This is a genomic window from Desulforhopalus singaporensis, assembly GCF_900104445.1.
Taxonomy (GTDB): Bacteria; Desulfobacterota; Desulfobulbia; order Desulfobulbales; family Desulfocapsaceae; genus Desulforhopalus_A; species Desulforhopalus_A singaporensis.
Map to the genome: position 1 here is coordinate 1 of NZ_FNJI01000046.1, position 20,476 is coordinate 20,476.

A 20,476-nucleotide genomic window follows, 5' to 3' on the forward strand; every position below is an offset into this window, starting at 1 on the left:
CAAGCGAAAATGCCCTTCGTATCCAAATTTGGACAGCCCTTATCGCCTTGCTTTTACTGAAGTACCTCCATCATCTGTCGAAATTCGGGTGGTCAATGTCAAACCTGGCAACCATGTTGCGCCTGAATCTCTTCACTTATAGGGACCTGGTTGATTGGCTACATGATCCTTTCGGCCATCCACCAGATATTCCAGGGGTGCAACTTCGACTGCCAGGATTTGGACAGCCGACAAGGATAGCAAAATGAAAAAGAGCAACCTGGTTTTGAAAATGCGGGTTTTGCACTCTGTGATCCCCGTAAAATCAACGAACAGTTTTCAACTCTGTCCTGTTTTGGACAGCAATGATTAAAAATATGAGCTGAACCGCCCCGGTATTGTCGGAGACTACAAAATCTAAGAAGAATGGGTCATGAAAACAAAAAAGAAATACAGTCCCGAGGGGAAATCAGTTGGCACCTCCTTATCACGAGATAGACCTTACTTACTACCTTTCGATCAAAAAAAGAGTCAACAACTAAACCCTTTAGAAGGTGCCATTTTTAAAACAATAAATTTATCTTGATTTAGTAAATACATATTACATTAACATTCAAATTCAACGAACTGTAACTACGGGACATGGAGAGTTTAGAATTATATGTTGAGCATTTGACCCGAACATTATCTTGCTTACCTTTGATCTATTTCTAACCCCGACAAATAATAAATCTATTCCATTATCTTTAGCAAAATTCACTAAATCCTCACCGGGTGTAAAATAATTTACCGAGACTAATGTTTCAAAAGAAAGACTTTCAAATTTATATAATAATTTTAATTCATCAAGATGATTTTTAACTTTTTCCACTTCTTCTTTTGGCATATTAGGACGTTGTTCTAAAGATGCCATAATGCATATATTTGCATTATTTTCTTTTGCAAATTTACATGCGACTTCCAAAGCTTTCTTTCCTACACTTTGTTCACTGTTATTTAAATGCAACGCATCATAACCAACTAAATATTTCATATTTTTCTCCTTTTCCAAAAAATTTGATACATTTTTGCCTGTAAGTTTAAGAATTTTATATCTATTACAAGTTAACCTCCTTACAACAATATTTTTTATTTAACATTATAAAACTTCTTGTAATTCAAATATTCGAAGTTGTTAAGAAACTGTATTTAATTTGATTTCATTTTTAAATTTTAATATCCATCAACATGCATAATCACATAAGACAACTTAACCGCTAAATATTAACATAAAACACTGCTCCTTCATCAATCTTAGACTCAGCCCAAACATCTCCTCTATGTCTTTGTATTATCCACTGAACGGTAGCAAGACCAATTCCAGAACCTGGAAATTCATCAGAATTATGAAGTCGCTGAAAAGGAAGAAATATTTTTTCAACAAAGTTAATATCAAATCCGACTCCGTTGTCTTTCACATAAAAACTATACTTCTTTTTCTGATTATTATATGAACCAACTTCGATAAAAGTATTATTTCTATTTTTTGTATATTTCCAGGCATTTCCAATCAAATTCTCCAAAACTATTTTAAGTAGTTTAGGATCAGACCAAACATAAATATTATCTTTTACAGATATAGTTATATTGCGTTCAGGATCACTATCGCAAAAATTCTTCAAAATTTTACTTGCCATTGCGCTAACATCAATATTCTCACATACAATAGAAGCTTTCATCGAATTACTTAACTCCAAAAGTCCCTTTATTAAATCATCCATCTCATCACATGACTCTTGTAGATATCTTAAGTATTCTAAACCTATTTCATCGAATTTGTGGCCATAGTCATCAATTAAAATTTCACTAAAACCATGAATATTTCTAAGTGGTGCTCTTAAATCATGCGCTACTACAAATGTAAAAGCTTCCAGTTCTCTATTTGCAATTTCAAGATCTTTAGTTCGTTCGGCGACGCGATACTCCAAATCTTTATTCAATCTTCGATGTTCATTTTCAATTTTTTTTCTTCGCAATATTTCTGCTTCAAGAAACTTAGTGTTCTTAGACAAAACTTCCGTCATTCGATTAAATGATAGAGCAAGCTTTGCAATTTCGTCTTTAGTTTTGACTTCAACTTTATAATTAAAATCACCTTCTGCTATGCGATTAGCAGCCTCTGTTAACGATAATATTGGATTGGCTAAATGGCATCCCAACCACCATCCTATCATTGAAAAAGGCGGTGCAATTATCAAAAACATTGAAATCGCAACAAAAAGGAATTGCAATTCTTGTTTAATTACATCTGAAGCAGCAATATCTACACCAATTACACCATCACGTTTTCCGTCCGATGTAAATATTGGAGCGAAAGCAGACAACCAAGTTCCCCAATCGTCAGTATTAAAATTTTTGGCAACAATTGGGTTTTCAATTTTAGAAAAAATGGGGACTAATTCTGGATTAGCATCAATATAAATATCGCCTATACCTAAACCATTAGCTATTCTAGGGACGTACTTATTTCCAACTACAACTACAAAGTATATTTCTCCATTTTCATCTTGCCGCATTGTATAAATATATGTTGTTACTTTTGCTTTTTCCAATATGCGTTTAAAAGTTTTCTGTACCCTCTTATATTCAACACTATCCATATCACTTTTTGATCTTAATACCGCATGGTCATTGGTATCAATAATTAGCGTTGATAAATCTATAATATGATTCAAGTTTTCTCTTATGTTCTCTCGCACTTCATTTCGTACGCACCAGTACAAAGCAGATGTAACAACAATCGTTGTAATAAAGCATAAAACTGCAAAAGCTAAACCAAATTTCTTTTTCAGACTCAACTTCTTGAAAAAATTTTTCATTGGTTTCAGTTTTTTTACTTAATTTTTATTTTCCTAAATATAATTTTTTCCACAGATTCATCAACCACTAAAGTTCTAGTATTATATCATTAGTTTTTTTAATTATCAAACAAAGTAATGATTATTTATTTCATTTTGGCGGATAATTTATTCCATCATAAAAATTACTATTTAAAATAATTATTTCTACTTGCTCTCTTTTTCTATAAGTAAACATTGTTTTGCTTGAGATAGCCGACAGAATAACATTCTAATACCGAGTTACCCTCATATTATTAATACTATTTCAATGTTTTTCACCACTTATTTATTTTGTTTATTTATTATTCATTTTCTTTCCATAACATTATACGGTAAATATATACTTAAAAGAACACCAACAAAACATAAAAAGCATATCCACAAGTACACTGAAAATCATAACATTTGTTCTTTTATGCTGGTTACATTGTTCATATCAACGTAAAATTACCATAAGGACTAATTTAGCTAAATTGAATATTTCTTGACTATCATTTTCTATATTGCTATAGTTTCAGAAATCAAAATGCACCTGGCATAAATAGAAATTATTTTTAAAAAATATTAACAAAATACCTTCAGCTATGAAGCTGAAGTTTTCATTTAAGTAGCGCAATTCTATTTATAGAAGCAAACTTTTCAGATACGAAAAACAAACAGAACAGCTACCCACAACAACTGCCATTTCTTGCAATTAAATTTTCAAATTTTCTTTTTTTAAAATTTAATAATATTTTCAATTATGTAATCAAAAACAATTTCACTACCTTTAACAAGACACTTAACAACATCAATCTAAAATAAAATTCAGCTTACTTTCAATAAAAATTCGATGATTTGACTTCAGATGCTAGCCTATAATATGTTTATTGTTAAACTAACTATTAGTGTTAAAAAAACATCACTCTCAAAAAACATTAAATATATTTCTTCTTTCTATCTAGATAATAAATTAGACATGGATATTAATCCGACGGGCATTTATCTACAACTACAACACAAATAATTAATTAATTTGCCCGCCGGATTATTATCTTATCACCAGAATACGGTTTAACAAGCGCGGTTCTTTCAACCTTAACGTTACCAACTTTACTCTCAACTTTTTTACCAGCCACATCCAAGATTAATCAATAATATTAAGCAGGTTTTAAGAATAAATTAGTTACATTTTTGATTAATCTTTTTTTAAATATTTTTAAAAGTTGAGTCCATTTCTTCATTGGAAATTTTCACAACTACATTATAAGGAGGCAAAGGTTCTTTGTAAAACATTGATGGCAACCTGTCGTCCTTGCTAGTGAATCCAGCCTTTCGGTTAAATTCTAATTCGGCTTTTATCACTTTCTTACCCAACTCCTTCCAATCATCAGCTCCAAAATCATCTCCAGACTTAGCACTAAACATAGAATATACATTTGCAATACCTTCATCAGTAGCCAATCCTGATTGAGCAAAATCACAAATACCGACACTATCTACTGCAGCCATATGGATTTGGCAATCACGCGATATTTCAACCTGACCTTCTGCTTTATGTCCGTCAACAGAACCACCAAAAGCTTCAATATTTTGATCCACAACCCAACCTGCTGTATGATCACCACCCATAGGTGAAGTTGCATAGGTAACAGCCATACCTTGAAGTGTTCTGGGATCATAAGCGGCCATAGATTGTCCTTTAATAGTTGGAACTCTATCATGCTTAAAGTGTGAACCTACTGAATCAGGTCCATTTCCTATTAATTTTCCAATATCGGATCCTTTTGCAATTTCTTCTACTAATGATATTGCCGCCTTGCTGTCACCGAATTTTCTGTATCCAGCATCAAACGCAACAGCAAGAGCAACCCCAGTATTAATTGTATCTACACCAATGTCGTCACATAGAAAATCTAATTTAGCAATAGCATCAAGATCATTATTCCCAATCATCCCTCCCATCGACCAAATAGTCTCATATTCTAAAGATGATGTTACATAATCACCCTTTTCATCTACAAATTCATTTGAGCAATCAATTATACATTGAGAGCAACCTTTGTGCTTATTAAGACCACCACGCTCCTTTATAACTTTAGCCATAGCTTCCCCGCTAATCTTGTCAGCTCCCTCAAACTGGCCTTGTCTTGCATTTCTAGTTGGAAATGCTCCAGCAGCATTGATTGGCTCAACAAGAACTGCAGTTCCGTACTTTGGTAATAATTCACCACTAAATTCGTCTGCTTTTACATCTTTTGCGTAAGCTTTAGCATGATATTGAAAACGCTTAACATCTTTGATTTCAGCAACTTCTTTGCCTTTTCGATCTATAATTATTGCTTTTAACCCTTTTGATCCCATTACTGCTCCCATACCGCCCCTTCCTGCAGCTCGACAAGGGCGTCCATCCAAATCTGTTGTTTGTATTGATGCTGAAAGCAACTGCATATCTCCAGCTGGACCTATACACGTTATACTATTGTTTGGACCAAATTGATCATTTAATCTTTTGACCAAGTTATAGGTCCGCATTCCTCTTAACTCACCAGCTGGAACAAGACTTGCGGATTTACTATTTTCAATATACAGCGTATAATATTCTTCTTTTTCTTTTCCTTCGATAATTACTGCTGCAATTCCATGTTTCACTAAAGATAAAGCAACTGTTCCTCCAACGTTGCTCTCTTTTATTCCACCAGTCAAAGGACTTTTTGCTCCAATTGACAGCCGTCCAGAATTAATCAATGGAGTTCCTGTAAAATACCCAGGCGCTAAAATTAACATATTTTCTTCACCAAGAGGATCCGTGTCAGCAAGGACTTCCCTATTAATCATAAGTGAAGTTAATGCTCTACCACCTAATTTACGATAATAACTAGGTATATTTTCAAAAGACAAAGTTTTGTTAGTCATATCAACTCTCAAAAATTTCATATATTCTCCTTCAAAAATGAACAAACTTTATTCATATAACAATTTGCTTAATAAAATATAGATTAAACTATTCAGCAAACCAACATAGATTAAACTTACAAAAATCATTTTTAAGCGAATATTACTATCAAAACAAGTGAGCATATAATTAACTAAAATTATAAACGCACATCTATAGCATAATGAATAACATATTTAACATTATTACTACTTTAACTATAAACGATAATGATACATAAAATATGTTTTGCAAGATATAAAATATATTCTACCAATCATACGTATCATTTATTATATTACGTTTAATTACATTATGTGATTACATGCTCACTTGTTATCAAATCAAAATACATCACAAAATCTATTACATATACGTTTTTTATAAACATACATATAATTTTTTCATTGTATATTTTTTGCTAAAGAAATATTTTTTTCACTTAAAGGAGCATTCATTCTTTTCATAACCCATACCTTCATCAATATTGCATAAGATATAAATCCTATAAAAAGTGAAGGAATTCCAGCAGTAATATATGGAAATAAACCATTAGGGCTACTCCAACTAAGAGGCTCTAATGTCCATAGATAAAATCCTGCTGATAACATTGTAGCAATAACTGCAGCAGGATTAAAACCTTTCCAATATTGATATACACCATTACGATTGTATATCTCTCTTATTGACCAAGCCCATTCCCCTTTGTTAATAAGAAAGTAATCAGCTAACATAATTCCAGAATAGGCACCAGTTAGTAGTGCAATATATGCTAGGTAAACACCATAATGCGCAAAAACTATAGGATTCTCTAGCAGCAGCGCTCCAACAGAACAAATTAAAACGGTTTTTTTCCAACTCACACTTGGAAATCGATTTCTGTAAGTAATAGACATTGGATATACTAAACAAGCAATTGAACCTATATTGGCTAGTGCAAATAGAGATAAACCGATAGTTGCAATTACAGGACTACCTAATGTAATTATCCATTCAGAAGGATCATAAACTTTTAGCACTAGGGCGGTGAAAGCAGAAAATATGCCAGCTGTACCAGCCAACAACCCCCATCCCCATAAGCAACCATGATAGGCAGCTTTTTCAGATTTCGCCAATCTTGTCCATTGACCAAACCAAAATGCCCACGATAACCCTAATCCCACATTCCATTCAATAGCAGAAGCCCTACTCCATGCCAAAGTTTCGAGAGGTTCTGCAGGCTCCATAGAATAAATCTCAACAAGCCCATAATGTCCGAGAATTACGTAGATAAAATAACCCAAAACAATTATCAAAAAAATTGCACATGATCTTGTAAACCACTTCAATGTATCTGGACCACGATAAGCGATATACACCCCAACGAAGGTGGCCAAAATAGCGAAAATGATAGCTCCAGGCACCTCGTTAGTAAGCCATACTGGACCTCCAAAATAATTCATAAATTTTATGGCACTTTGGCCAAACAGATATGCGGCATAAGCTATCCATCCAAAACTTGATGTTATATATATAAATAACCAGATATCTTTGAATTTGTGCCCTAGGACTGCTGCAGAGCTAGCCCATTGTTCTGTACCATATCTAGCAAAGATAACAGCTAAAGGAGCTATTAAAAACAATGGGACACAGTTGCCAAATATGACTATAGGAATAGCCTCTGATGCTCTCACAGTAAGACCAGTTAAACTTCCTACAAGAAAAAACCAAGCTGCTATACCAAAAGTAATTTGAATTGCGAGGAAATCAAAAGTACCATATAAACGTTCATGGTTTGACGTTGGTAATGAATTAAAATATACATCTCGATCTATACTATCTTTTTTCATTATTTACTCCCAACATGTTTGAAATTTTCAACATTTTTAAATTATGCAAGAGCCCATATTAGCCACATCGTAATGAAAATATTTATTATACCAGAAAAAATATAGTTCGAGTTTTTCAATCGAGGAACCCATCCATCTCCACAATTCATGACATCACCTTGATGGTTATTTTCGAAATAGTTAATTCGCTCAATTAGCTCCCTATGGGTATCTTCATCTAACCCGTTAACCTTAAACGCACTTTTCACTTTTTCAACCATAATGCCCCTCCTATTTGCTTTTAGGTTTTGGTTTATCTTTTGGCAATAAATTGCCACTAGACGATAAGGTTTTAAGCTTTTAAATTCTGAAAAACTATTTCCGCTATGTCTAAGGATCTAGGGATCTTTTCTCTGTCTTTAATATTTCCTATAACATCTTCGAACATATTTAAACAAAATGGGCAGGCGGAAGCAATAATCGAACTTTTTGTATTTAGAGCTTCATCAATTCTAATTTTACTTATTCGTGTTAACTCAGGTACCTTATAGAAGGCATTTCCAGCGCCAGCTCCGCAACAAAACGACAATCTTTTATTTCTTTTCATTTCCGTTACATAACCGACTTGTTGCAAAATAGTACGAGGCTGTTCATAGATTCCATTTAATCTACCTAAATTACACGGATCATGATAAGTTATATCTATACTTTTATCCTTATCTTTTATTTCAATTTTTTTATTTTTAATAAAATCAAAAATTATTTCTGAATGGTGATAAACTTCAAAGTCACTATTAAAGTCTTTATATTCATATTTAAACATATTATAACAATGCGGACAGTTAACAATAATTTTTTTCACTCCATATGAGTTAAAAAATTCTATATTTTCTATTGCAGTGAGCTGAAACAATCCTTCTTCACCCATTCTTTTTGCCGGTTCCCCACAGCATCGTTCTTCTTCTCCTGTAATTGCAAAATCAACTCCCGAAAAATTAAGAATATCGATCATGCATTTCGCTATATTCTTACATCTTTCATCGTAACATGTTGCACATCCTAGATAGTACAAGTATTCGCAATTATTTTTTTCTATAATATTAGGAACATTTTTTTCTTCTAACCAGTCAATTCTTGAATATGATGCTAATCCATAAGGATTCCCATTTCTTTCTATGTTTTGAAATATGTTAATTTTACTTTCATCATCCAAGGAATCATTGACTATATATCTTCTAAAATCAAGAAACCTATCAACATGGTTGATAAAAGATGGACACACTTCTGTACATACATAACAATTTGTGCAGCTCCACATTTCATTCTTTTGTATAACATTTTCGAATAAATCGATATCTGTTTTTTCACATCTAATATTATTAATTAGTTTTTGAATTACTTTTCTAGGTGAAAGATTTCTTCCAGAATAATTTGCTGGACATTCATCTTCACAACGTCCACAATTCACACAGCTGCTAATTTCTAACCGATGATTCCAACTAATATCTTTTATTTTTCCAACACCTAAATCATTTAGCAAATCAGTTTGATTATCTTCTTCTTCATCAAAATTAAGCACATTAAATGGTATAGTAAGTTTTGCTTTATTTCTATTATCTTTAGGCATATTTATAATCACATTTAACGGTATCATCAAAATATGCCTAAATTTCGTAATTGGGATTAGAACGATAAAAGAAAAAGCTGCTAAAAGATGTGCATACCATATTAAATTATATGGAACATAGGAGGAATTCCTAGGATATTTTTCGAGCAAAGTATTTGCTAAAAAATTGCCAACAAATGAATAATTTGAATAAGATACAGGCGCTACAATCAACCTAATGCCCTCTAAAACAAATCCTGTTACTACGATAAATAATAGAAGATACAAAACTCCATAATCTTCTAATGTATTTTGTCTTTGATCCTTTGACTTAAAGATTCTTTTAAAAAAAGCTAATAATACTCCAAACAAAACTAACAAACCTGCTAAATCTAATAGCATCTCAAAAACAAGATATGTTAAACCTCTTAGAACTTTTTTTACACCTAATAAAGCCAACAAATCTTCATCAATTGCAATTAACGAAGTACCCAAAATCAATATTAAAAATCCAAAAAAAATAGGCCAATGTATAAACTTTCCGGCCATATTTTGATTTGTTTTTTTTTGCAAAAAAACATTTTTTTTCAGTACGCTAATTACTTTTTCTTTATTATTAATAATATGTTTGCAAATTTCTTTAAGAAATATTCTTAAACCTATTCCTAGTAATTTAACTTGTCTAATAAATAAATACACAAAGAACATCATCGTTAAAAGAAACAAACCATAAATTATATAGGATGTATATTCTGGCATAAAAGGTAAATAAATACGTTCAATCATTTCAGTTTCTCCGTTATTTATTTTTTTATAAAAAAAGAATTATGATTGTGTTATTTCAAATAGCATTTTAGACTCAATTTATGATTCTACACTAAAACAATATAGAGTTTGAAAGAAATTTAAATTAAATATATATCCAAAGAACATTGTCGTTAACGCATACAATAGTAATATCAAGTAAACAATATTAAATGACACACTATATAACGCACATTGCTCTCTTATACTTTTTTTATAATAGCCCAAACAAAAGAGCTTTCTAATATCTTTGAGATATTTACTTGAAACTTTTTTAGCTCCAGATATAAGTATAAGCCAAAAGCTTTATAAGCTAATTACGCAATTTAATTATATCAAATCACTAATTATTCGTTTAAATAAATTAATTATATTGGGAAGCGAAAAAATAAGGTTGAACAAAACACCTCATTTATGCAAATCAAACCACTTTGATTGCTATCATAGTAGAAACTACTTTACTAAAGGTAATTTAAAAAATATGGTTTAGTAACGTTCCTAAATATTCTACGTATGAAATTTAAATTCGGATTGCTAAATAACTTACTGAAAATAATGACTTAATCACAAACAAACCAACAATTTGCGAGAATAATTATTTTTTTAAATGACTAATTTCTTAAACATGTTATTCGTCGAAAGATAAATAAAGCAAAATATTTTTCAGTTGACTTAATATCATAATCGACAACCAAAGAAACTGTATTAGAGCAACATTTAATGTTATAGCCCAGAGACATTTGCCTTGTTATCTTGACTAATTCTTTTACATGTTTAACTACCAAGTCATCGTAAATATTATGATTGAGAGACTATATATAAACATTAAGAGGCAGCAACAACCACTTAAAACGAATAATCTCAAGCGAAAGATAGGTAACAGAAATAATTTTACCTTTTTTGTTAACACAACATATTTTTATATATGTTGTAATTTAACATCAAACAGGAGGGCGATTTTATTGCATTAATATACAAATATTATCATTGTATAATTTATGCAGATTACATTTAATATAATGAATTAACTATAGACAAACAGTGTTTTAACAGTCACTAAATTGTTGTCAATAAAGCAACGTATCTTGTTGTAAGCATGATTTTTTAAATTTAGTTACAAATTAGCAATTATCTTTTGCAATATAGCCACAAATCGTTAAACAATGAAAACAGACACAACTTCTCATAAATTCACAAACACTAAGCGATAGAGACAAAACTTGCGATCCATCTCTCTACCCAATTTTATATAGAATTTTCATAGACAAACGAACAGGTGCAACTATATAATAGTTACCATTAAAAAATATTTTAATCAAATAGGTAATGGGTCCACAGCATTGCTGTTTTTCAATTTTATTTTTGAATTTTACTTATACTATAAAATTGTATTTTGATTTTTAAATTTAATTTTATAGTATCAAGTTCAAATAGCATTTATACTTAAACCAGGACCCATTTCCCAAATCTAGTATTCAAGATTAGCAATATTTCATTAGAAATGATGTAATGTACTCAAACGAAAGCGCCAAGTTTTTCATGAAGTAGCGGTACAACTTCATAAAGATCACCCAAAATTCCATAATCGCACGAATCGAATATTGGTGCATTTTTATTATTGTTTATCGCTACCACTACTTTTGAATCTCTCATCCCAGCCAAGTGTTGCACCTGTCCTGATATACCAACTGCCAAATACAGTTGAGGTCTAACTGTTTCACCTGTTAATCCAACTTGTCTCTCTAATGGAAGCCAATTATAGTCTTCTGACAATGGCCTACTGCATCCTATTTCTGCCTTCAAACTCGACGTTAATGATTCTATTAAGCTCAAATCTTCTTTTTTAGCAAGACCTCTACCAATAGCTACTATTTTTTTAGCAGAACCAATATCTACAGCTTTAGATATTTTCTTTACTGACGTCACTACTATCTTTCTATCAGTTTCAAATTTGCTTATTTTTTCTATCGAGATATCATTTACTGGGATATCTGTAAATACAGACGACGTACATGTCAAAACCAATGGAAAACTTTTAGCTTTTAAATTCATATATGCAAGTCCACCATACGCTTCGCGTTGAACTAAAAGACCTTCATCATTCTTAACCAAATTTGAAAAAGAAGTGATGCTTGAAAAACCATAATTTCCAACAATTAATCCTGCCAGTTCTTGATCTTTTTCTGCATCAGATAAAATTATTAAATTAAATTGTGAGATATCTTTTTTTGTTTTAATAGTATTTAGTACATAAAATGGATTAATGTTTTCTATATCAACAAATAGACTAATTATTTCTGACGAAATATTTAAATTCGAAACATATTGATTTAATTTACAAACAGTCTTTTCATCAGATGATATAATTAACGTTTTCACAGAACTCCCTCCTCTTTCAATAATTCAATCAGTTTGCTAACTGCTTCTGAAGTATCATCCTCCAAGATTATTTTCTTTCTTTCATTTGTTATTGGCGTAAACGATTCAACTTTTAAATCTTGACTCCATTTTTCGATATTGGTCATTCCAATATCTTCAAGAGTGATTGTAGATATTTTTTTCATTTGAACTTTCATTATTTGAATCTTTGTGGCAAGTCTAGGTTCATTTAGTTTTCTTAAAACTGACATAACTAAAGGCGTTTGTGCTTCAATATCTATTTCAAAACCGTCTAACTCCGATGTGATATAAACTTTTTCTTCTTTTTCAATATCAATTTTTTTGACATTTGCGATATGTGGTATTTTTAATTTGGCCGCCACGGAGGAACCGACTATTTTGTTTGTCACATCTTCAGTCATAGCTCCACATAAAACAATATCTGCACTACCAATATGTTGAATTGCCTTAGCAAGAGTCTCTGCTATAATAGTGGGATTGCAGATTTCATTAGTTTTGTTAAATAACACTAAAACCCCATGGTCCGCTCCCATCGCAACACATTCTTTTAAAGATTTTATTGCATCCTTACTTCCAAAACTTAAGGCGGTAACTTTTCCACCCATTTTATCTTTTATTTTTATTGCTGCTTCTAAAGCATGTTTATCGTAATCACTTATTTTTTCAGGCAAACCTCTCAATCTTAAATTACCAGTTTTTTTATCGAACCGTACTTCAGTCGAATCAACTACATGTTTTATTAATACGATTATATTCATATTTTACCTCAAGAATTTATAGCAATAGAAATCTATGATTTTTTTCAATAGATTCAACAAAATTAATCTATAAATAATTTTAAAAATCACAAATTATTTTTTTTTTGCTTTTGCTCTCATTTTTAGCAAAACGCCAAAATGAGAGCAAATTTATAAGTGTTTATGTGGTTTATTTGTATTTATCTGGAGCAAGCACAGTTTTATAGGCGAAATGGCGATTCATCCAATCCAAGAATTCAAGCCTATTTCTAACTATTCTCTCTGTTTCGTGTTCGTTTATTTCTTGTGTTAGAATTTTTTCCATTCTTTTTGATTCAACATGAAAATGTCCATATTTTATCGTAACTGATTCAGCCATTATTTTTCTCCTTTTATTCAATACCAGCAGCTTTTATTACTAAATCAAGAATATGTACCGGTTGAATTGACGACCCTGATTTGGTTTGTACTTCAGTGAATTGATCCAAGCAGTGAGGACAGGCAACTATAAGTTGCTCAACCTCTAATTCCTCTGCAAGGCTTAATCTTTTCAAACCAACCTTGTATGAAACGTCAGGGAGTAAACGCTTAAAACTATTCAACCCATTGCCGCAACAATAGTCCCACTGCGTTACTCGGTCGTCTGCATCGAATTTAATACCAGCTATTGCAGATATTAATTTTCTTGGTGCTTCCCAAGAAAGGCTTTGTTTATTCAAGGTGCAAGGATCATGATAAGTAGCCTTTATATTGATCTCATTTTCAAACAATAGTTTTCCTTGCTCATATAGTGACCAAATATAATCAGTTACATATATCACATCAAAAGGAACTTTGAAGTATTTTGGATATTCACTTGTAAAGAAAATATAATCATGTGGATTTACAATAATAACCGTTTCCGCACCGGCATTTTTTAACTTTTTACAATTTTCTTTTGCAAATGATACCCATAGTTTTTTGTCGCTTTCATAAAGTTCACCCAGTGTCGGAAACGGCTTGTCGAGAATTCCAAATTTAACACCTGCTTTTTTGAGAATTTTAACGGCACTTCTTGGTACATCTGTTGTTTGAAATGCATTAAAATAATCGACAAACATCATTGTTTGACCAGAAACAGGCAAATCAAAATCCTCTGCCCATCTAACCATAGAATCTCCGGCAGTCTTTTCTCTATCAAGATCTTCTTGAATATATTTATCTACATTTTCCCAGTTCGTTGGGGGAGTGCCTTGAGCAATCAAATCACGCCTTATTTTTCTTACTAAATCTATTGTCGTTGTTGTTTGACCGTAAAAATCTCCGGTGTAGAGGGTATTAGGACAACGAAGTTGACACGCACCACATTCCAAACAAAGTTGTGAAGTATCTACCATTTCAGACAAGACTCCATGCCCCTCAGATACTGCCAGTAGCGCAGAATGAAAACCATACGATGTTCCTCCTTCTGCTCTTTCTTCTAAATATACCGGACATACGTCTCTACAAAATTTATGCCTGCAGGCAAATACAGCATAACAATCTCTTCGTAACTCAGCTGAAACCGCTGAGCCATCTTCTAAAGGAGAATCATAGAAATTTTTTTTGCTAATGAATTGTTTAGACATTTTACCCCCCATTATTTATTGTAAGCGCTGTCGAGTAGATATTTACCAGGATTCATAATGTTATTTGGATCTAGCATCTTTTTGATTTCTTTCATTAAATCATAGGTTCCTTCAGCCAACTCCTGGTAACAAGCTACTTCCACATCACCCATGCGGGTTCCTCCATGGCACGCTGAAATACTCCCTCCAGCTTCAAGAGCCACTTCGGCAATTTGTCTTTTCATATCGACAAATGCATTCCATATTTCAGGAGTCATCTCTAACTCGTTAACACCTATATCAATTTCGGTTAAGTAATCACCATAAGGTCGAAATGGATTGTTAGTGTACATGAACATCCCCCAATCATCGAAAATACCGTCATATTTTGACTTGAATTGTTCAACAATTGCGTGCCACTTTTTTCGAACTTGTGGCAATTCACTGTGATTAATGGCAGCATCCTCACAATGCCACGTCATCATAGATACCTCGCCAGCTTTATTCCTACCATGATATGCAATGTGGTACCTATCATGACGTGACGCCCAGTCTCCTTTTGAAATTTCATCTCCTAGATAGATTGCTTTATGTTTATCAACAGCTGTCTCGAAAACTTTATCGCGCGCTACTGTTACTTCAGCTTCAGTGCCATACATAAGTGCTAGCACTACAGATCTAATCTCCTTTGGTTGGGGGATGTAAGCCTCGTCATCTCGCCTCAAAAATTCTATCTTCTGTGGATCAAAAATTAATACTGCAGCCATCGATCTTAATCCTAGCATTTCAAGGTCAAAAGCTAATTTATGGGATTCTTCAAACGAATTTGTTCCGAAAAACGCAGGACATTCAGCCTCAGGCTTTTTACAGATATCAAGAGTCGCTTCGGTTGTAATTCCAAGAGTGCCTTGATGCCCAATAAAAAGATCTTTAATATTGTAACCTACAGAGGATTTTCTTATTTTTCGCCCCCCCCCTCCTCCCACTCTTATAACTTTTCCAGTCGGCAATACAATTTCTTGACTTATTACCAGATTAGGCACATGTCCATAACCTCCACCTATCAAACTAAAGCCATTACTACCTATTCGACCACCAATAATAGCACAAGGATAGGATGCTGGATCATCAGGATAGAAAAGACCTACCCGTGTTAACACTTTGTTTAGCTCTAACATCGAAACACCTGGTTGCACTGTGGCAGTCATATTGATATCGTCTATCTCGATGATTTGATTCATACGTTTAACATCTAGAAGAATACCTTTTTTCAAAGGAACCGCCCCATCTGCTAAGCCTGTTGCACCAGCTCGTGGCACTATAGGAATCTTGTATTCATTTGCTATTTTTACAATTTCAACAACTTCTTCAGTTGTAGAGGGCATAACAACTACATCAGGAATATGTGCTTCCCAATCATGCAAAGGAAAGGGAGCTGGTACCGCTGATCTAATAGCCCTATTTGGAACATCTTGGAAAACATACTCATTCCCTATTGCGTCCCTTAGGCTTGATATTGCTTTATCGAGATCTTTTTGTACGTCTTCGGCTAATGTTTTTTTTCCAACTTCATACATAGATAGTTCTCCTTTAGTTGAGTGAACAAATCTAAGAGCTATAATGCTCTTTGGGAGCCAACCTTTCCCTTGCTATGCATACATTCTCTACAAAGATAATGTTTGACATGCTATGGAGTCCAAGTCGATACACTACTCCTTCAAACAATCCCTTCGAAAACAAACAAGCAAATTGCATTCCACCCTAAGGACACATCCTTACATTTAAAATTACAGAATATATATCCTTGTGATTTCAAATACATACCTTGCAATCTATATTTATGTCTATTTTTTTAGCGCAAAAACGAAAGTATCTTTCCCGTTCTGAAATTGCACAAATGCAACAGCTTGTTTTAAGTTAATTTTTGAAAATTACAAAATAACTGTAGCCAACTATCCATAAATCCAAGTAGTAAGAATAGATGAACAATCTTGAATTTATCCTGAGATTACAAACTGTTGAGACATGAATTACTAATTACGATATTTTCATGCTAAAGATGAGTCCTTTTTAAAAAACTAGGACACTTCCCAATAGTGGTTAATAATTTTTTGAGATTATGCCTTCATTAACTAAAGGGAATTCCAGAGATTAAATCACTAATATAAAATTTAGTTGACAAGATTGCATTTTTGCAATATCATTGCACCAATGCAATCTTGTTTCAAGTAGCAACGAGAAGAACTGACTAAGTGTGCGACGAACATTATGTGAAACAAGGATGAAGAAAAAACAACACATCAGCAAACTCTCAAGAGACGATCAATAAACACCTTCACTACCAGACCATACTGCTTATGCGGTTGGTAAAAGTTACTACAAGCACAATTGGCAATTACAAAAAGCGTCAATATTTCGTTCTTAAGAAAGCAACCATGCGTGTTTCATCAGAAAAAGATAAAAATCGTGTAAAAATAATAGCAGGACAAAGCTCTTCTCAATGTTAAAGAGAATTTTATAGGTAAGCATTAAGACCTACTAAAAAAAGGGTGGATGGAGACAATCAAACGGTGTCAGAAATAGTTGCAAAAATTACCAATTAGCATACACAAACAAAGTGCGAACTACTATCTCAGATAGCTAACTACTAACATTTTCCCTAGAAATGAATAGAGCCCATCAATAGTTTGAGACTTGTTAATTTCATTATATTTAATGGTATTAAATGCTTCGTCGTTTTTTACAATTTTTTTTTACTGCACTTAATCAACAATGCACAAAATAAATTTTCTCTTTAAATTAATTATTTAATCATATATAGCCAACACAAAACAATTTTATTAACAAGTACGTACATTAGCGAACTGTTACAACATATCAACTATGTTCAATTACAGCAAATACAGAATGTCTATTATGTTAATATTAAGCAATCAACTTTCGGCTTAACAAACACTAACTGAGTTAGCGTTAATACAATATTAATTTTTTCAAATATCGACTCACTTATCAATAACTACTACTAGTTAAATTACAAAAATTTGCAAAAACTTATTTTTACAAACATATTAATACTATTAACAAAAATGAATAGTTCATAAAAAACAGTACTTTTTCTATGTGGTATGAATAAAATTTATAGATATATTTTACTCATATACTTGTATCAAGATCAGTTATTATCTAACAATCGATTTTTACCTCAGCATTAATTACATATTAAACGATTTTATATTACAATTTACGAGATTGATAAAATAAATTCTTCAATAATATTTTTTCTGAATGATCACAAAAAAGATTCTTACTAGGGATAATTAACTATGGTCAATGAGCTAAAACCATCAGACTTTCAAAATCCTAGCCCAGGCGCACAACAACATTTAAATGTCTTTCACAAAGCTCAATTGGATGCTATTGGTGAAGGAATATTATCTATTAACAATTCAGGCATAGTGGTCTTAGCTGATAAAATCATACGTGAAGCGCTTGGCATCTTTCCTGGAGATGACCTTGCTGAAGTGTTACCCAAACTTTATTCAGAAGCTAAACTTACGTTTAAAGATTTAAGAAGAAGATTCGTAGCTTCTGTTAGAAAAGGTGATTTAGCATTTCTTGTCATGATAAGCCCAATTCAATTAGGAGTGGACACTGTTGGAGCTATCTGTGTCTTCGTAGAGAATTCAGACTTGGAAAAGATGACAAGGCAAATGAGATCCTACCAAGAACTCAACAAGGAACTCGTTGCGTTAATTAATTCTTCCCACGAAGGACTATGTATTACCGACGCTAAAGGCAAAATATTAAGACTAAATCCTACAGCTGAAAGACTAAACGACATAAGGAGCGAAGATGTAATAGGAAAAAACATTCAACAATTAGTTAAAAATGGTCTATTTGAAGATTCAGTTACAGCCAAAGCTATAGAAAAACGTGAAATTGTCAATCTATTAAGAACAAAAAATGGAAGGAAAATAATAATTACAGCTACACCTGTCTTTGATGACGATATTGAACTAATTCGTGTTGTCGTAAGCTACAGAGATGTAACTGAAATCGATAGACTCCAATCGGAACTTGAAAAGAAAGAAGCTCTCAAAGATCAGTTCCAACACCACATAACAGAAATACAGCAAGAAGAGGTTCTCTCTGATTCAATCGTAGCAAAAAGTCAATGCATGGTTAATGTGCTTAAACAAACAATTAAGCTTAGCAAAGTTGATTCATCAGTTTTGATTTTAGGAGAATCAGGTGTAGGGAAAGGGTTATTTGCTGATTTAATTCAGCAAAATTCAGCACGATCACAAAAACCAATGATCAAAATAAACTGTGGCGCCATTCCCGAATCACTAATTGAGGCTGAACTTTTTGGTCATGAAAAAGGTGCGTTTACAGGTGCTGACTCAGCCAAGCCAGGTTATCTCGAGATGGCTGATGGTGGTATTCTATTTCTAGACGAGATTGCCGAACTACCACTTTCGTCTCAAGTAAAACTATTACGATTCCTTGAAGATGGGCACTCGACGAGAATTGGTGGAACTAAAAGCAGTAAATTCAATATAAGAATCTTAGCCGCAACCCATAGAAATTTGGAAGAAATGGTGGAACAAGGTAAATTTCGACTTGATCTTTTTTATCGATTGAATGTAATACCTCTGCGAGTGCCTCCACTTAGAGATCGAAAAGAATGCATTTTGCCTCTACTTTATAATTTCATAAACCATTTTGGCAAAAAAGACGGAATCAATAAACGCTTATCCCGAACTGCAATAGATGCATTGCTTTCTTATTCGTATCCAGGTAATGTTAGAGAATTAATGAATATTTGTGAGAGGTTAGTTGTTATGACAGAATCAGAAACAATAGACTTAAATGATCTACCTTTTAAAGTTGTTAACAATAACATCGCAGAAATTAATGAGACCTCTATAACAGGAAACTGGTCCCGGGGAATGACTTTACAACATGCTTTGGACAATATGGAAAAAGCAATATTAACAAAATCCTTAACATTGTTTGACAATCAGAAAAATATTGCTAGCTCTCTTGGAGTCAATCCTTCAACGATCAGTAGGAAATTAATAAAATACAATTTAGATAAAATATAAGTATCGCATTTTTCCTGTACTAATTCAATTATAACGTCAGAATAACCAATGAATAATCCAGCAATACTTCTTGTTGAAGATAACCCTAAAGATGTAATTTTTACTTTACGTGCTTTAAACAAGAGTAATTTATTAAACGAGATTGTCGTGACACGAAACGGAGAGGAAGCATTAGACTATTTATTTTGCAAAGGTAAATTTGCAAAAAGAGATTCTAATGAACTTCCAGCGGTTGTATTATTAGATCTTAAGCTACCCAAAATTGATGGTTTTGAAGTTTTAAGGCGCATACGCTCAAACGAACGTACACGTTTAGTACCAGTTGTTATTCTTACCTCTTCAAATGATGAGAAAGATTTAAATACTTGTTATAAATTAGGCGCCAATAGCTATGTAACAAAACCAGTATCGTTTTCCGATTTCAGTAAAGTAATCTCTGGATTAGGATGCTATTGGGTACTTACAAACAACAATCCTCACTAAAACTTAGTTTGAATGGCATTCGGAAACAAAAAAAATCATTTCGTGGAGTAGTTATGAATTTCACGACCTCTTTTAGCTATTAATCCGGCGGGCATTTAGGTCTTAAATAGTGTATACTGTCTGCATGAAAACTACAGACGCAAGAAATCTTCCCAGAGAAGTCCAACAACAC

13 protein-coding genes and 1 pseudogene are annotated in these 20,476 nt (G+C 32.6%); 3 read left to right on the forward strand and 11 right to left on the reverse strand.

What is annotated here, in order from left to right:
- A pseudogene (locus BLQ17_RS22975) lies at window positions 1-248 on the forward strand (IS4 family transposase); the annotation flags it as partial.
- Between the two features lie 350 nt (window positions 249-598).
- Here the strand turns inward: BLQ17_RS22975 and BLQ17_RS19820 are convergent.
- From BLQ17_RS19820 to BLQ17_RS19870, 11 genes are all read right to left on the reverse strand, one after another.
- Window positions 599-1,012, reverse strand: coding sequence for a universal stress protein (locus BLQ17_RS19820; RefSeq protein WP_092225886.1), 414 nt, complete (start codon window positions 1,010-1,012; stop codon window positions 599-601).
- Window positions 1,013-1,235: 223 nt separating this feature from the next.
- A complete protein-coding gene (locus tag BLQ17_RS19825) occupies window positions 1,236-2,837 on the reverse strand; it encodes an ATP-binding protein (protein WP_092225887.1) in 1,602 nt (533 codons plus the stop codon).
- 1,209 nt (window positions 2,838-4,046) lie between these two features.
- The gene (locus BLQ17_RS19830) at window positions 4,047-5,774 is read right to left on the reverse strand and encodes an aldehyde ferredoxin oxidoreductase family protein (RefSeq protein WP_092225888.1); all 1,728 of its coding nucleotides are present in this window, start codon (window positions 5,772-5,774) and stop codon (window positions 4,047-4,049) included.
- Between the two features lie 402 nt (window positions 5,775-6,176).
- Complete coding sequence (locus BLQ17_RS19835) at window positions 6,177-7,601, reverse strand: cytosine permease (RefSeq protein ID WP_092225889.1); 1,425 nt, start codon at window positions 7,599-7,601, stop codon at window positions 6,177-6,179.
- 41 nt (window positions 7,602-7,642) lie between these two features.
- Window positions 7,643-7,861 carry a hypothetical protein gene (locus BLQ17_RS19840; protein ID WP_092225890.1) on the reverse strand — a complete coding sequence of 73 codons (219 nt, stop codon included), beginning with the start codon at window positions 7,859-7,861 and terminating at the stop codon, window positions 7,643-7,645.
- Window positions 7,862-7,932: 71 nt separating this feature from the next.
- Window positions 7,933-9,972: a heterodisulfide reductase-related iron-sulfur binding cluster gene (locus BLQ17_RS19845; RefSeq protein ID WP_092225891.1), complete on the reverse strand. Its 2,040-nt coding sequence runs from the start codon at window positions 9,970-9,972 to the stop codon at window positions 7,933-7,935.
- 1,533 nt (window positions 9,973-11,505) lie between these two features.
- The gene (locus BLQ17_RS19850; protein WP_092225892.1) at window positions 11,506-12,369 is read right to left on the reverse strand and encodes an electron transfer flavoprotein subunit alpha/FixB family protein; all 864 of its coding nucleotides are present in this window, start codon (window positions 12,367-12,369) and stop codon (window positions 11,506-11,508) included.
- Complete coding sequence (locus BLQ17_RS19855) at window positions 12,366-13,148, reverse strand: electron transfer flavoprotein subunit beta/FixA family protein (RefSeq protein WP_092225893.1); 783 nt, start codon at window positions 13,146-13,148, stop codon at window positions 12,366-12,368. The genes BLQ17_RS19850 and BLQ17_RS19855 overlap by 4 nt, the downstream gene beginning before the upstream one ends.
- A gap of 169 nt (window positions 13,149-13,317) precedes the next feature.
- Window positions 13,318-13,506: a hypothetical protein gene (locus BLQ17_RS19860; RefSeq protein WP_092225894.1), complete on the reverse strand. Its 189-nt coding sequence runs from the start codon at window positions 13,504-13,506 to the stop codon at window positions 13,318-13,320.
- A gap of 13 nt (window positions 13,507-13,519) precedes the next feature.
- Window positions 13,520-14,734, reverse strand: coding sequence for a (Fe-S)-binding protein (locus tag BLQ17_RS19865; protein WP_176761340.1), 1,215 nt, complete (start codon window positions 14,732-14,734; stop codon window positions 13,520-13,522).
- A gap of 11 nt (window positions 14,735-14,745) precedes the next feature.
- On the reverse strand, window positions 14,746-16,290 hold the full coding sequence (locus BLQ17_RS19870) for an FAD-binding oxidoreductase (protein ID WP_092225896.1): 1,545 nt from the start codon (window positions 16,288-16,290) through the stop codon (window positions 14,746-14,748).
- Window positions 16,291-18,036: 1,746 nt separating this feature from the next.
- Here BLQ17_RS19870 and BLQ17_RS19875 point away from each other — a divergent pair.
- Together BLQ17_RS19875 and BLQ17_RS19880 are read left to right on the forward strand one after the other, a co-directional pair.
- Window positions 18,037-19,821: a sigma-54 interaction domain-containing protein gene (locus tag BLQ17_RS19875; RefSeq protein ID WP_092225897.1), complete on the forward strand. Its 1,785-nt coding sequence runs from the start codon at window positions 18,037-18,039 to the stop codon at window positions 19,819-19,821.
- Between the two features lie 48 nt (window positions 19,822-19,869).
- The gene (locus BLQ17_RS19880; RefSeq protein WP_092225898.1) at window positions 19,870-20,304 is read left to right on the forward strand and encodes a response regulator; all 435 of its coding nucleotides are present in this window, start codon (window positions 19,870-19,872) and stop codon (window positions 20,302-20,304) included.
- Window positions 20,305-20,476: the final 172 nt, after the last annotated feature.